Annotated in this window: 11 protein-coding genes; 7 read left to right on the top strand and 4 right to left on the bottom strand. The window is 32.1% G+C overall.

All coding sequences use genetic code 11. The features are described 5' to 3' along the window. The first annotated feature begins 261 nt into the window (after nucleotides 1-261). The 4 genes from QLS71_RS19010 (at nucleotide 262) to QLS71_RS18995 (ending at nucleotide 3,490) form a co-directional block, all read left to right on the top strand. The gene (locus QLS71_RS19010) at nucleotides 262-1,251 is read left to right on the top strand and encodes a kelch repeat-containing protein (protein WP_308992149.1); all 990 of its coding nucleotides are present in this window, start codon (nucleotides 262-264) and stop codon (nucleotides 1,249-1,251) included. Nucleotides 1,252-1,369: 118 nt separating this feature from the next. Then, nucleotides 1,370-1,714 carry a DUF4907 domain-containing protein gene (locus tag QLS71_RS19005; protein ID WP_308992150.1) on the top strand — a complete coding sequence of 115 codons (345 nt, stop codon included), beginning with the start codon at nucleotides 1,370-1,372 and terminating at the stop codon, nucleotides 1,712-1,714. A 292-nt stretch (nucleotides 1,715-2,006) separates the two neighbouring features. Next, nucleotides 2,007-2,762, top strand: a complete 756-nt coding sequence (locus QLS71_RS19000) for a sensor histidine kinase (RefSeq protein WP_308992151.1) — start codon at nucleotides 2,007-2,009, stop codon at nucleotides 2,760-2,762. Next, nucleotides 2,762-3,490, top strand: a complete 729-nt coding sequence (locus tag QLS71_RS18995; RefSeq protein ID WP_308992152.1) for a LytTR family DNA-binding domain-containing protein — start codon at nucleotides 2,762-2,764, stop codon at nucleotides 3,488-3,490. Before QLS71_RS19000 ends, QLS71_RS18995 begins: the two co-directional genes overlap by 1 nt. A 44-nt stretch (nucleotides 3,491-3,534) precedes the next feature. On the opposite strand, the gene QLS71_RS18990 is transcribed toward QLS71_RS18995, so the two are convergent. From QLS71_RS18990 to QLS71_RS18975, 4 genes are all read right to left on the bottom strand, one after another. After that, nucleotides 3,535-4,167, bottom strand: a complete 633-nt coding sequence (locus tag QLS71_RS18990; protein ID WP_308992153.1) for a tRNA (guanine-N1)-methyltransferase — start codon at nucleotides 4,165-4,167, stop codon at nucleotides 3,535-3,537. Between the two features lie 267 nt (nucleotides 4,168-4,434). After that, entirely contained in the window at nucleotides 4,435-6,087 is a 1,653-nt protein-coding gene (locus tag QLS71_RS18985; RefSeq protein ID WP_308992154.1) for a DUF5123 domain-containing protein, read from the bottom strand. A 12-nt stretch (nucleotides 6,088-6,099) separates the two neighbouring features. Continuing rightward, nucleotides 6,100-7,980 (bottom strand): RagB/SusD family nutrient uptake outer membrane protein, encoded by a 1,881-nt coding sequence (locus QLS71_RS18980; protein WP_308992155.1) that lies wholly within the window; start codon nucleotides 7,978-7,980, stop codon nucleotides 6,100-6,102. Nucleotides 7,981-8,019: 39 nt separating this feature from the next. Further along, nucleotides 8,020-11,376 (bottom strand): TonB-dependent receptor, encoded by a 3,357-nt coding sequence (locus tag QLS71_RS18975; protein ID WP_308992156.1) that lies wholly within the window; start codon nucleotides 11,374-11,376, stop codon nucleotides 8,020-8,022. A gap of 502 nt (nucleotides 11,377-11,878) precedes the next feature. On the opposite strand from QLS71_RS18975, the gene QLS71_RS18970 reads away from it, so the two are divergent. From QLS71_RS18970 to QLS71_RS18960, 3 genes are all read left to right on the top strand, one after another. Continuing rightward, nucleotides 11,879-12,646: a DeoR/GlpR family DNA-binding transcription regulator gene (locus QLS71_RS18970; RefSeq protein ID WP_308992157.1), complete on the top strand. Its 768-nt coding sequence runs from the start codon at nucleotides 11,879-11,881 to the stop codon at nucleotides 12,644-12,646. Nucleotides 12,647-12,732: 86 nt separating this feature from the next. Beyond that, complete coding sequence (locus QLS71_RS18965) at nucleotides 12,733-14,148, top strand: L-fucose/L-arabinose isomerase family protein (protein ID WP_308992158.1); 1,416 nt, start codon at nucleotides 12,733-12,735, stop codon at nucleotides 14,146-14,148. A 3-nt stretch (nucleotides 14,149-14,151) separates the two neighbouring features. Further along, nucleotides 14,152-15,003, top strand: a complete 852-nt coding sequence (locus QLS71_RS18960; RefSeq protein WP_308992305.1) for a transketolase — start codon at nucleotides 14,152-14,154, stop codon at nucleotides 15,001-15,003. The last annotated feature ends 1 nt before the right edge of the window (nucleotide 15,004 follow it).

Here is a 15,004-nt window from a genome sequence, read left to right as displayed (position 1 = left end):
AGTGTTAGTATAGACTAATCCCTAGAACAGCTATTATGTTTTTGTTTGTTGAATGTAAAAAATAGATTTGGCAAAAATTTAAATTGATAAATTATAGTATGGATGATTTTTGGGTTATTTCATTTTCTGGAGGTTATTCACTTTCTAATAAATATACACTACTTAATAATGAGGATAATTCTGAATTTAATTTTAACACAAAATCAAAGCCGTTTTTATCAGTGGGGATAAAGTTTAATATAAAAAAACAAAAAATAGATTATGAAAAACAATAAAACACTTTTAATATTAATTCTTTCTATTACTTCAATCACTTTTACAGGTTGTTCAACTGATGATGATGAGGAAGATAGAGGTAATTGGCAAGAGCGATCGGTTTTTGATGGTACGCCACGAAGTAATGCCATTAGTTTCACGATTGGTGATTTTGGATATATGGGAACTGGTTATGATGGTGATGAATATTTAAATGATTTTTGGCAATATAATATTGAAGGAAATTATTGGGTTCAAAAAGCCGATTTTCCAGGGCTAGGAAGAAGTTCGGCATCAGGCTTTGCTATAGATGATAAAGGATATGTAGGAGTGGGTTATGATGGAGACGATGAGTTAAGCGATTTTTGGGCGTATGATCCAACTGCTAATTCATGGACTCAAAAAGCCAATTTTGGTGGCGGGGTAAGACGTGCAGCTGTAGAATTTGGAATTAATGGTTTGGGTTATATTGGCACTGGTAATGATGGTGATAACGATAAAAAAGATTTTTGGAAGTACAATCCATTAACCGATACGTGGTCTGAACTTGTTGGTTTTGGAGGTGAAAAAAGAATTGATGCGACCTCTTTTATTATAAATGATAAAGTATATTTAGGTACAGGGGTTAGTAATGGATTGTATAAAGTGGATTTTTGGGAATTTGATCCAACTACTGAAGTTTGGACTCGTAAAAATGATATAGATGAGGATGACGATTACAGTATCACCCGATCTAATGCCGTAGGGCTAAGTATTGATGGTCTAGGGTATATAGCAACAGGTTATTATGGAGGGGCTGTGGGTACCATTTGGGAATACAACCCAACGCTTGATGAATGGGAAGAAATCTCAGCATTAGAAGGAACCGTTCGTCAAGATGCTGTTGCTTTTTCTAATGGGAGTAAAGGTTACGTATTAATGGGTAGAACAGGAAGTTTATACTTAGATGACATTTATGAAGTATTTCCTCAAGACGACTATGATGATGAAGATTAGTATATAATTAAAATAATTGATTAGTAGTTTTTTTTATCCAAGGCACAAACTCTCATGTACATTTCTGTACGTTTAGTAACCTCAGTGCTTTGGATTTTTATTTTATTTTTTAAAGCCAATGAATAATAAGCAAAAATATATAATAGCTATACTACTTAGTTTTAGTGCTGTTTTAACCTATTTTATAATAAATACCACCGCTTTTAATAGTAAAACGGAAGCTTTTACAACAGAGGTTTATAAAACAAGTACAGGCTATGGCTATAGTATTAATTACAATAAGAAGCTTTTAATTAAGCAAGATTATATACCAACGATACAAAATAATCAATCTTTTTGTACATTACAAGATGCTCAAAAAATGGCCGATTTAGTCAAAACAAAATTGAATAATAAAGAAAATCCAAGAATATCACTTTTAGATATAAAACATCTTGGTATTAAATTAAACTGTATAAATTAGTACCATGCAAAATACAAATTCAACAAAAAATAGAAAACGTAATCAAATAGTCATACACGTTTCTATTTGGGCTGTTTTTGTATGTTTTAGTTTAATGCAACCCAGAGCCGGGGATGAAATCATTAATAGAAGGATTGTATTTATATTGATTAGTAATTTGCTGCTTTTTTACATAAACTATTCGTATTTGGTAACTCGGTTTTTACTAAAAAAAAAGACATTTCTATATATTGTTAGTTTATTAATTCTCATTACAACAGTATTAGTAGTTTTTAACCAGTTCACTATAGATATGAGACATAACCCTAATTTCAACCCACCTTTTTCAAAAACCAGGGTTGATTCGTTTTCTCGAATGAGGTTAATTGGTCCCTTTATTTTTAATGTTTTGTTAATAGTAACGGGTACAGCTTTAAAAGTGTATTCAGAATGGAATAAAAACGACCGAAAAAAAAGAGAAATAGAAGTCCAAAGAGCATCAACCGAACTTCATTTTTTAAAACATCAATTAAGTCCACATTTTTTATTTAATTCATTAAATAGTATTTATTCACTTACAACCAAAAAATCGAATGATGCTCCTGAAGCTATCATTACTCTATCTGAATTGATGCGGTATATGTTGTATGAAACCAATAGTGAATTTGTATCACTGTCTAAAGAGGTGGAGTATATTCAAAATTACTTAAAATTACAACGTTTACGTATTGCTAATAATAAAGATGTTATACTAAATATTCGTGGGGCTATAGCAAATCAAAAAATAAGACCGTTGTTATTTATTTCCTTTATAGAAAATGCCTTTAAGTATGGTACCGATTTTAAAGGGCATACTGAGGTTAAAATTGAAATAAATATACAAGACAATGATTTACATTTTAAATGTATTAATGTTATTGGGAATAGAAAAACTGACAAAGGCAGTTCGGGAATTGGTTTGCAAAACACCAAAGAACGGTTGGAACTTTTATACCCTAATAAACACAAACTTGAAGTTCAAGAAAAGGATAGCAGATTTGTTGTAAATTTAGAGTTAAAATTAGATTGATGAAGTGTGTAATTATTGATGATGAACCGTTAGCAATTGATGTTATAGAATCTTATATAAAACAAATAGGAGGGCTTGAAATTGTTGTTAAATGCACAAATCCTTTGGAAGCTATAACATTACTAAATAAACATAAAGTAGATCTAATTTTTTTAGATATTGAAATGCCAAATCTAACAGGGATTGATTTGGTAAAAGCGTTAGACAATATGCCACAATTTATTTTTACAACGGCATATCCAGAATACGCTTTAGATGGATTTAACTTAAATGCTACAGATTATCTGGTAAAACCCATACCTTTTCACAGATTTTTAAAGGCAGTAACTCGTGCAAAAGAAAAATACGAGTTGGAAAATAAAAATAGCTTAAAAGGAGATATAGCCATTGAATTGCCACAAGTTAAGGCTCAAGATAATTTTATTTTTGTTAAATCTGAATACGAAAATATTAAAATAAATACTGATTCTATAAAATATATTCAAGGCTTAAAAGATTATATAAAAATTTACACATCTCAGTCTGATAAGGCTATTTTAACACTATCGAGTTTTAAAGATATTCTTGAAAAACTTCCTCCTACTCGTTTTATAAGAGTTCATAGGTCTTTTGTTGTAAATATAGATTTTATAAAAGCATTACAAAAAACCAAAATTATTGTGGATGGTATTCAAATCCCAATAGGAGACACTTATAAAGATTATGTAGTGAAGCGGTTAGGTGTATAATTTATGAGTCGAGTCAAGTTATAAATATAAAAAAGAAACAAAGTTTATTTCTTTGCTTTAATTATTTTTTGTTTATTTATTTCATCTTGCAACTGGCGTCGTACTTTTTGTTCGCGTTCTACAGCTATTTTACGGTGTTCTTCAAATTCATCTTCAACATCCGAAAGTGTGCGTTTAGCTTCTTTAGTAACAGCATTACTATTTTTAAACTTATATATAAAGAATATTAAGAAAGCTAATAATATAGCAATTATAGACCACATGAGTCCGCTATAACCACTTTTGCTCATTTGGGTACCAAATAATGATATGCTGTTTTTTTCGCTTTTTGTTTTATCTAAATTATTTTGTGTGTTGGAAAGACTGGTTTTTAAATCTGCAATTTCTTGTGTTTGTGCTTTTACAGTAATTTCAGTAGCTACTAAATTTTTACGAATGGCTTGTAAAGAGTCTAGAGTATGTGCTTTTAGATCTGTTAACCAATGGGCTTTTATAACTCTGTATGATTGTCCGCGTTCATCTCTCCAACCGTTCGATTTTGTAATCACATAATCAAATTGGTTATCAATCGTACCACTGTTTAGGGATAGCTTATCATCTTCTGAACCACTTGTTTGAGAGAAAATTGCTAATGAAAATAAAAGCGTTAAAAAGGTTAAAGGTTTGGTGTAATTCATTTTTAGATAAGTTTTGATTTTTTTCAGTTTACTAATTTAAAAAATATTGTTAATAAACAGTTTAAATTTAACAAAAAGCCTCACAAGGTGAGGCTAATTTATATACGGCAATAAATGCCAATTAGATTTTTTAGATTAATAGTACGTAAAAGGTCTTACTTTGGCTATGTTTCGCGATATTCACTATTTAAATGAACAAACTACAAAAAAGGTATGCTATAATAATTAAATATCAAAGCATACCTTTATAAACAAACTAAACTATTTTTATAATCTCCAGCGGGGATCTCCACTAGTACTTCTTCCTACAAAAGTCTTATCTTTAATATTAAAATCACCATTTATAGAATCTACCCATAAATCACTTACAGTACCGTTATATACAGGAATTGTTGGCTGTATGTAAGAGGCGTCCCAAATAACATCATTTGTTTGAAAGGTATTCTCGAAAGTAACTATAGAGCCATTTCCTAATTTCAAAAACTTAGAAGGTGCATTAGTAAGTCCGGGAGCAGTGGTATTATCCCACGCTCTACCAATAAGTGAGTTCGTAAATTTAATACCGTTAGTAACTATTGGAGTAAGTTCAAACCATACATTATTATATAGTGTTGTTTCACCCAAGGTACAATCACTTATGATAATACTATTTATTGGATCTGGACCTGCATGTCTCAATAATCTTTGAGTTCTTTGAAAAGTAGAACGTGTAAGTTTAACATTTCCTATCGTAAAACCTGCATTACTTCCTTCATACGTAAATAAATAATAATCTTTACCAGCACGAAATAATGAACAATTATCAATCTCAAAATTATTTACAGCACCAGTAACACCGCTTCTAATACGTGCAAAAGTTCTAATTTCAGTCATGTAACAATTTTCAAATCTATAGGTGTTTATATTAAATGATGCCGCATCTCCAACATTCAGAAAATACGGGTTTTTGTCTCTACCATCTAGTTTTAATCCTGATAATATTACATGATCAATACTAGCATTGTTGGCAATATTAAAGTTACTATTAACATTTATTTTGGCTCCACCAGTATTTAAACTGTATCCACTTATAATTTTAATGCTATTATTAATTGTGGTGCCTTTAAATATGTATTCTTGATCTCCATCAAGAATTAAAGTGCCACCATTAGGTAAAGCCATAATTTCCGCAATTTTATTGTTTAAATAGGTGCCATCATCTGTTGCTGGGTCAAACAAATCGTCACCTCTTGCATCAACAAGATCTCCTGTGGTAGGCAATGCAGCTTTAGTAGTGAAAATTTCAAACCCTCTTAAAACATCATCACTATAAATGGCTACAGTGTATGCTGTAGATGCTGCTAATTGTTTTATACTTCTTAAACCTGTAAGTTGTTGAGCTTCTGTAGTAGTATAACTAGCTAACTCATTCGCTAATTCTTCATCAGCTGCTTCAAATATTTTTATAGTGGTTACAGGTGAACCTGAAACCGTCCAACGCACATTTAAGGCATTGTCAATAATATCGTCACTTTGAGGTATTGCTAAAATGGAAGGAAAACGACCAGTTTTAACTTCGCCAAATTCTGCAACTTCACTGTTATATTGTGGATCTGCCGCATAGGTCATTGCTCTAACTTGATACGTCGTATTCCATAATAAATTTGGAATAATTATGGTAGGATCGGTAGTTTCAATGATCTTTATTGCTGGTGTAGCAAAATTATCCCTACTTAGTTCTATCTTATATCCAACGGCAGTTTTAAATAGCCCCATTTTAACTATAATTGCATTTTTTTCAGCATATAATGGCACATTCAAAACTGGTCTAAAAAGTTGGATTCCATCTTCTTGTATAGCGTCATCGCTACACGAGTTAAAAAATAATACACCAACTAATAGTAGTAGTGTGTAACAGATTTTTATATTAAGGTTTTTCATTTTTTTATGAGTTTAATTAGTGAATCCGTAACCATCATTTACTAGAATGGCGCTATTGCTAATGGTGCCAGATGGTATGGGTTGAATATATCTAATAGGTGTTGAATCTATGTATGGTGAATATTGAGTGTCTAAAAAGGTGTTATATAAACCAGTAGTACTACTTTTCATTTTATTTGACCAGTCAGATCTTTGCCATGCGTCTAAAGGAAGTGTATCGCCAGTACTAATATCAGTTGTAACAGTTACATTTGCATTATAACCAGGAGGAGGTGTATTACTGTTTAATCCATCATAAATAGTTATTTTTTTATTATCAACTCTCCAGTAAATGTAATTAGCATATATAGAATTTGGATCATTCGCAATAGATTGATCACCTATAGCCTTTATTTTATTTACAGTTTCGAGCATTTTATCTTCGTAAATACCCCATCTCACTAAATCATTTTTTCTTAACAATTCCCCGCCAAATTCCCAAGCTCTTTCATCAACAATAGCCTTTAGGAAAGAAGCCTTACTAGCCGAAATAGTAGTAATATAATCATCCACTTTTGTAGACCAATTTGCGCTATCAAAAGCTCTTTGTCTTACTCTTTTTAAGGCATCTTTTGCAGCTTGAGTTGGTCCGTTTAATTCATTTTCAGCTTCTGCAAACATTAATAAAACATCTGAATAACGCATCATGGGCCAGTTAATACCTGTTCCTTTTGTTACTGAAGAACCATTCCCACCTTCAACATACGCTACACTCCATTTTGCTTGAGCAATACCAGTACTTGAAACCGCTGATGGAATTAATGTAAGAGTTGTTCCTGCAGGATTTGTTAAATCATACAAACCACAAGTGGCAGGTAATCTTTTATCTTTTGTATCGAAAGAGTAGAAATAAGAAAGTGGCATACTATAATCATGACCACCCTTCCCATAAGGATGTTTATCTGATGAAGCCACATTCATTCCCACATTATAACCTACTTCTCCTGCACCAATAGCGAAAGGCACTTCAAATAACATATCGCTTTCTGACGGGTAAATTCTATTGCATTGATTTTTAAATATTTGTGCAAAATCTGTTGCTAAAGGTCTGTCTTTTAAAGTCATTAATTTCTGAGAATAATCTCTGGCAATGGTATAATAGGCAGCACGATCAGCAGGTGTTGCTACATCTTTAGTCATATCTGGTTTTAAATAGTACCCAGCACGTTGCAATGATAATCTAGCAATCATTCCTATTGCATATTCTCTATTTACTTGCTGACAAGATTGTGGTACTTGACTAGCCCATTTCATTCCTGTTTCAGCAGCTCTTAAATCATCAATCATTTCCGAAAGAATTTGATTTCTATCTGTTTTTGGAAGATCAAAATTATCACCTGCTACTGGAGCGTTTCTATAATAAGGCACATCACCCCAATTATAAACTAATTGACTGTACCAGAATGCTCTAATAGTATATGCCTCTCCAATTAACTGATGCATTTCTGCACTAATAGCTGGATCAGTAGAATTGAAAAGAGCACTATTCGATAAACCTTCAATCACAAAGTTACAATCTTTAATAGCTGTGTAAGCGGATGTCCATGCCTTAGCTAAATCGCCATTACTAGAAACCGCTTTCAAAGCCATAATTTGATAATTATCCTTAGTAGAGCTTTTATCTCCACCAGTCATTATATCAGTAATTCCCTGCATGGTAATGGAAAGTCTGGTTCTATAACCATCTTGACCAAATTGAACGTAAATATTATTGGTCGCTTTTCTAGCATCATCAAGATTAGAGTAAACTAAAACTTTATCAAATGTTGAAGGCGAATCTGGTTCTAAAAAATCTGAACAGCCACTCAAAAGAACTGCCGTTAGTATAATTAATATTTTTTTAATTGTTTTCATAGTGATATATTTTTAAATTAATTTTATAACCTATTTTAATTAAAAGCTAGCATTTACACCAAAAGTATATGATCTATTTTTTGGATAAGATGAAAAATCTAACCCAGGAGTTAAACCCTGATAACCATCATTACTTCTAGAGTTATTTGCATCAGGATCATATCCAGAGTACTTAGTCCATAGATATAAATTTGTTCCTGTTACATAAAAGCGTAAATTAGAAATAATAGAATTTTGAATAGCCTTCATTGGCATAGTATACCCAATAGTAAGGTTGCTAAATCTAATGTAAGAGGCATCTTCAACAGCCCAATCAGTGAGTTGCGGTTTTCTATTTGCAAATGAAATATTACCACTCCATATTGTTTTATCAGCATTCAATTCCCCTAATTGTGCTAAGTCAGTTATAATTTGACCAGGAGTACCAGTATATGTACCATCAATATCAATATAAGTAAATCTATTAGACGAATCCATAGTAGTCAACATATTTAAATAAGAACCGCCATTTCTTGCAAACAATGAATTATAGGCAATTTTCCCTGCATTATATTCGTCATTTCCATAAGACCAGTTAAAAAAGGCTGAGATATCAAATCCTTTTAAATTTGCTGTAAAACCAAATCCACCTGTTGCTTTTGGTAATGTACTCCCAATTACAGTACGGTCATTATCTTTGTCAATTTCGCCATCGTTATTTAAATCTTTAATTTTCATAGAGCCTGGCCTAAGAGTTGTGCCATAAAGGCCTCCTGGATTAGGTAATCCTGCTTTTAACGCATATGTAGTAGGCGTTACTTGATCAAAATCATCAACCGTATAGAAACCATCATTTTTGTAACCATAAATTAAGCCAACTTCGTCTCCTTCTTTTAGCAAATAATCCTCATACCAGTTTAAATCCGTACTAGCCCAATTTGTTGTTGAAAATTGCTGCTTATCAAGTCCAGGAAGTTTGTCAATTCTGAATTTATTGGTACCAAAATTAGCGTTGATAGTTAACGAATAATCTTTTTTATTTAATACGTTCATGCTCAAACCTAACTCAGCTCCTTGATTAGAAGTGTTTCCTGCATTAGACCATTGCGTGCTAAACCCAGGGCTTCCTTGAATAAGACCTTTTACTAGTAAATCTTTTACTTCATTTCTGTAAAAATCTAAACTTCCATTTACAACAGAGTTAAACAATGTAAAGTCTAAACCAATATTTTTACCAATAGTAGTTTCCCATATTAAATCTGGGTTATATAATGTACTACCACCACCAGCATAATAATAAGAGGAAGGCAAATCATTAGTAAATCCAGGTCCTCTAGAGTCACTTGCAAAATATAATAGGTTTGTTGAATTAGTTGGAATATTATCATTACCTGTAGCTCCATAGCCAATTCTTAACTTCAACTGATTAATTGCTTTTGAATCTTTTAAGAACGGTTCGCTTGAAATTTTCCACCCAGCAGAAAAGGCTGGGAAATACCCTACTCTATTGCTTTTAGAAAATATACTGGATTCGTCTCTACGCACAGTTGCTGTAAATAAGTACTTATCATCATAGGAATAATTAGCTCTAGAGAAAAGAGAAAATATGTTTGTGTCCGTCTCTTCTTTAGTGCTTTGATAGGTGTACTGAGAGTCTCCTAATTGCGTATTTGCAAATAGCTCTTCAGGTTGTATGGAAGGTCTAAAACCACCTACTTGTATAGATTGATTTATTCCTCCAGAAGAACCTACTTCTTGCCCAATTAATATATTCACATCATGTTTTCCAAGATTTTTAAAGCTGTAATTCAACGTATTTGTAATTCTATAAGACTTATCTTCATAATCGTATTTAGTGCCAACAGGCGCGCCTCCATTTTCTTTTGAAACACCTGTTATAGGTCCATAAAATCTCAGATTTTCTCCATACGTTTTATTTAGAGATACCGCTGTATTAGCTTTTAGATTATTTAAGATATCCCAAGTTAAACCTGCATTAAATATATAACTTAAACTCTTTTTTTGTCTCCAATCTTGTTTGCTATATTCAACAGGATTTAAATAAGAGGCTATGTAGTCTTGCAAATAATCATCATCTGCAGAATCCGGATTAATAATCAACTCGTCTGCAAGACCGTTGATAGGTCTATTAGTAACTAAATTAGATACTTTTAATCCAGACGTACCACTAATACCAGATCCCTTTATCAAATTAGTTGTTATTCTAGCTCCTGCATCAATTTTTAATTTATCAGAAATTTGATGATTTAATTTAAAATTTAGAGCATCTCTATCTTGACCGCTATCTGGCATTAAACCAGAATCTCTATTTGAAGTATAACTAAGAAACATTCTAGTGGCTTCAGTTCCTCCTGTGATATTAAAATTATTATATCTTGAAAAATTAGATTTACCAAACAAATCTTCTTGTCTATCAATTGGTTTCATATTTTTATACAACTTTAAATCACCAAAATGACCGTAGTCTTTTGTGAATTGTGCAAGTGTAGTTGCTCCACCTATGGCAGCTGTCTCATATTGCATTAATGCAAATTCGTAAGGAGATAAAACGTTGTACTTTCTTTCTGATGGGAACGTTTTAACTTGAAAAAAAGTATTATAAGTAACCGTCGTTTTACCTGCTTTTGCTCTTTTAGTAGAAACTAATATGACCCCATTTGATGCACGGGATCCATAAATAGCAGTAGAGGCAGCATCTTTCAAAACATCAATGCTTTCTATATCACCTGGAGGAAGGTCGTTTAAATTATCAACAATGAGTCCATCAACGACATATAGTGGTGAATTATCATTATTAATAGATCCTCCACCCCTTACACGAATTATAATGTCAGCCCCAGGAGCTCCATCTATGGCTTGAACGCTTACACCAGGTAGTCTTCCTGCTAAGGCTTCCGAAACATTTGTTACCGCAACTTTAGATAATTCCTTTGCTGATATTGATGCAACCGAACCTGTTAAGTTCTCCCTTTTTACTGTTCCATAACCAATAGCTACTATCTTAACTTCATCTAGAGATTCTAAACTTGGCTTTAGAGTTACATTAAAGGTCGTTTTATAATTTACAGGAATTTCTTGGGTAACATAACCTATATAGGAAAATACTAAAGTTGCAGTTTCACTTACATTATTAAGAGTGAAATCTCCATCAAAGTCTGTAGAGGTTCCGTTGTTGGTACCTTTAACAAGAATAGTCACTCCAGCTAAAGGGCCTTCCAAATCATCACCGTCCGTTACTTTGCCCGTAACAGTTTTATTTTGAGCATGTAAAGAGCCCGTACAAATAAATAATAAACCCATTAAAAATAATAGGTCATTTTTTTTAAAATTCTGTTTTATAGCTTCTATATATCTTAAAAAGATTTGTAGAAAACTAAGTAAGTTTTGGTTTGTCATAAATAATAGTTTTTAATTTAGTGTTAAGTTGGTATGATACAGTTTGTTAACATGTAATCGATTATCCAAATATAAAATTATTTGTTTATTATTTATTTTTTTTTTCGTTTTTTTTAATTTTTTTTTTCGTTTACTATGTTTTTGTATGAAAAAAAACACGATTAGAATGGTATTAGTTAGTTAAAATGATAAATAAAAAAGTAAGATTTTTATTATTGTTAAGAATGAAAAAGAATAATTTTGAGAACAAATAACATTGTGTAGTAGAATTACACCGAGAAAAAATTGTAAAGCATAAAAAACAATTGTTTTTAATCGATATTTATTCATCCACATGCATTATGTAGGAAAATAAGTGTAATTTATTTTTTAAATAAAAGGTTCTTATTTTTAACGATGAAATCGAAATTGTGAATTAAAATTATTAGAGTGCTATTTTATTAAAATATTTAATTCTTCTGATTTTTGCTTTATTTTTCGTTTTTTTTCTTTTCTTTGTAGTATGGCAATATTACCCAATAAACGACGAGAAAAAATAATGGAACTGCTTCAAGAAGATGGTTCTGCAAAAGTAGTTGATTTAGCAAAGTTGTTCAAAGTTACCGAAGTAACTGTGAGACAAGACCTAGAGAAGCTAGAAAAACAAGGTTTAATAATTAGAGAGCATGGAGGTGCTTTTATGAAAAATATTGAAGACCATGTTAAAAATTTTGCATTATTTCACCAAGAGAATTTAGAGCAAAAAGAATCTATTGCACTTAAATGTCTAGAATATATTGAATTAGGGGATACTATTATTTTGGACTCAGGTAGCACTACCACGGAATTAGCTAAAAAATTAATTGGTTTTAAAAATTTAACAGTAATAACCAATGCCTTGAATATAGCATTGATGTTAGGTACTGAGCCTGGTATAGAAGTTATAATGACTGGAGGAGAATTTAAACCTCCAACTTTATCACTTACAGGGCAAAAGGCTGCCGATTTTTTTAAAGGTTTGAATGTGCAAAAACTATTTCTAGCAACTGCTGGAATTTCATTAAAATCGGGCTTAACTTATCCAAGTATTAGTGACTTGGTTGTTAAAAGAGCGATGATAGAAGCTGCTGATATTACCTATTTGGTAGCGGATAGTACCAAAATAGGCAAAAGTGCTTTAGCGAGTTTAGGAGCGCTATCTTTAATAGATTATATAGTAACAGACTCAGGAATCAAAGAATCGGATAAGAAAGTTTTTAAAAACCATGAAATCGAAGTCATTTTAGCATAAAGCTTTACAGAATTGACCATCGACTAATAGTTACACATCTTTAATATCATTTAAATAATATTAGCTTCAATTTTATAATAAATAACATGTCAAAAAAATCATTAAGTATTGGAATTATAATTGGGAATCGTGATTTTTTCCCAGATAGTTTAGTTGAAAAAGCAAGAACAGAAATTGTGGATGTTTTTGCGAAATTAAACTTAAAACCAATTTTATTAGAAACAACAGATACTAAATTAGGGGGTGTTGAAACCTATAAAGATTCACAAAAATGTGCAGACCTCTTTAAAAAACATAGAGATGAGTTGGCTGGAATTTTGGTGCTTTTGCCAAACTTTGGAGATGAAAGAGGGGTTGCAGATACACTAAAACTTGCTAATTTAAACGTTCCTGTTTTAATACAAGCATACCCAGATGAATTATCTAAAATGAATGTAGTTAATCGTCGTGATTCTTGGTGTGGTAAAATATCAGTTTGCAATAACTTGTACCAATATGGGATTAAATATTCACTTACTAGTCAACACGTTTCTCACCCAACTGATCCTGTTTTTCAAAAAGATTTAAAAGATTTTATATCTGTTTGCCGCGTTGTAAAAGGTATGAGAAATATTAGAATTGGTGCTATAGGTGCTAGACCAGGAGCATTTAACACAGTGCGTTATTCTGAAAAAATATTACAAAGAAATGGTATCACAGTTGTAACAGCAGATTTATCTGAAATTCTTGGGAAAGCAAACAAACTTACTAAGGATGATGCTTCGGTTAAACAGCACTTAGATAAAATAAATGCTTACGCTCCAAAAGGAAAAACACCTAATGATGCTATGATTCAAATAGCAAAACTGGATGTTGTTCTAAATGATTATGTTGATGAATATGAATTAGACGCTACTGCCATTCAGTGCTGGACCTCTTTACAACAAAATTTTGGATGTAATGTGTGTACAACTATGAGTATCATGTCCGAGAATATGCTACCCTCGGCTTGTGAAGTTGACGTTACAGGAACTTTAAGTATGTATGCGATGCAATTAGCATCGGGTTCTCCAAGTGCTTTAGTAGATTGGAATAATAACTATGCAGACGACCCAGAAAAATGCGTGCTGTTCCATTGTGGAAATTGGGCAAAGTCATTTTTACCGGATATCGAAATTAGTAATGCACCTATTTTAGGTACTAGTGTTGGTGTTGAAAACACGTATGGTGCTTTAGATGGTCGTACACCCGCCATGCCACTAACATATGGAAGAATTAGTACAGACGATCCTAAAGGGATCATTAAAGCCTATATAGGCGAAGGTGAATTAACAGACGACCCATTAAAAACTTTTGGAAATAGAGCAGTTGCAAAAATAGGAAACTTACAAGGTTTAATGAATCATGTATGTAGAAATGGTTTTGAACATCATGTTGTTATGAATGCATCAAAAACAGGAGCTATTCTTGAAGAAGCATTAGGTAACTACATGGGCTGGGATATTTATAACCATAAAGGGTAATCGATTAAATTTTCTCATAAATTAAAAAAAATGACGAATAAAGAATTAAAATTAAAATCTGTATTCTTGAGAAAAAATCTTCTTAAGTATATATATAAAGCAAAAGCAGGACATACGGGCGGTAGTTTATCGTGTGTAGACACTTTAAACGTGCTCTATAACCGTGTTTTAAATGTAGATCCAAACAATTTCAAAAATCCCCATCGCGACCGATACATTCAAAGTAAAGGTCATTGTGTTGAGGCACTTTTTGTAACCCTTGCGGATAGAGGTTTTTTTCCAGAATCAGATTTAGAAACCCTTTGTCAATATCAATCACATTATATTGGTCACCCAACTAAAAAAGTAAATGGTGTTGAACAAAACACAGGGGCTTTAGGTCATGGATTACCTATTTGTGTTGGTGAAGCCATCGCTGCTAAATTAGATGACAAATCTCATCGTGTTTATACCCTTTTGGGAGATGGTGAATTACCAGAAGGTTCTAATTGGGAAGCATTTTTATCTGCATCACATTATAAATTAGATAATTTGTATGCCATTTTAGATAATAACAAACAACAAATTACAGGTTACAATAAAGATGTTATGAATACCGATTCTGTTCGCCAAAAATTAGAAGCATTTGGTTGGGCAGTTAAAGAAGTTGACGGTCATAATCTAGAAGAACTTGAAGAAGCCTTGAATAGTGGTCCGTTAGAAACAGGAAAACCAAGTTTCATTATAGCGCATACCATAAAAGGAAAAGGAATTAGTTATATGGAAGGTGTAACAAAATGGCATCATGGTGTACCATCACCAGAGCAATATGAATTAGCACTTTCCGAATTAAGAGAAGCAGAAGCATTAATCTAGA

Source organism: Mariniflexile litorale, from assembly GCF_031128465.2.
In the GTDB taxonomy this organism is placed as follows: domain Bacteria; phylum Bacteroidota; class Bacteroidia; order Flavobacteriales; family Flavobacteriaceae; genus Mariniflexile; species Mariniflexile litorale.
The sequence above is the reverse complement of the archived record's forward strand: the minus strand, read 5'-3'. Positions and strand labels throughout refer to the sequence as shown.

Excerpts from the sequence above, each read along its gene's own strand:
- QLS71_RS19010 (WP_308992149.1), top strand. The coding sequence starts at position 262 with ATGAAAAACAATAAAACACTTTTAATATTAATTCTTTCTATTACTTCA.
- QLS71_RS19005 (WP_308992150.1), top strand. The coding sequence starts at position 1,370 with ATGAATAATAAGCAAAAATATATAATAGCTATACTACTTAGTTTTAGT.
- QLS71_RS19000 (WP_308992151.1), top strand. The coding sequence starts at position 2,007 with ATGAGACATAACCCTAATTTCAACCCACCTTTTTCAAAAACCAGGGTT.
- QLS71_RS18995 (WP_308992152.1), top strand. The coding sequence starts at position 2,762 with ATGAAGTGTGTAATTATTGATGATGAACCGTTAGCAATTGATGTTATA.
- QLS71_RS18990 (WP_308992153.1), bottom strand. The coding sequence starts at position 4,167 with ATGAATTACACCAAACCTTTAACCTTTTTAACGCTTTTATTTTCATTA.
- QLS71_RS18985 (WP_308992154.1), bottom strand. The coding sequence starts at position 6,087 with ATGAAAAACCTTAATATAAAAATCTGTTACACACTACTACTATTAGTT.
- QLS71_RS18980 (WP_308992155.1), bottom strand. The coding sequence starts at position 7,980 with ATGAAAACAATTAAAAAAATATTAATTATACTAACGGCAGTTCTTTTG.
- QLS71_RS18975 (WP_308992156.1), bottom strand. The coding sequence starts at position 11,376 with ATGACAAACCAAAACTTACTTAGTTTTCTACAAATCTTTTTAAGATAT.
- QLS71_RS18970 (WP_308992157.1), top strand. The coding sequence starts at position 11,879 with ATGGCAATATTACCCAATAAACGACGAGAAAAAATAATGGAACTGCTT.
- QLS71_RS18965 (WP_308992158.1), top strand. The coding sequence starts at position 12,733 with ATGTCAAAAAAATCATTAAGTATTGGAATTATAATTGGGAATCGTGAT.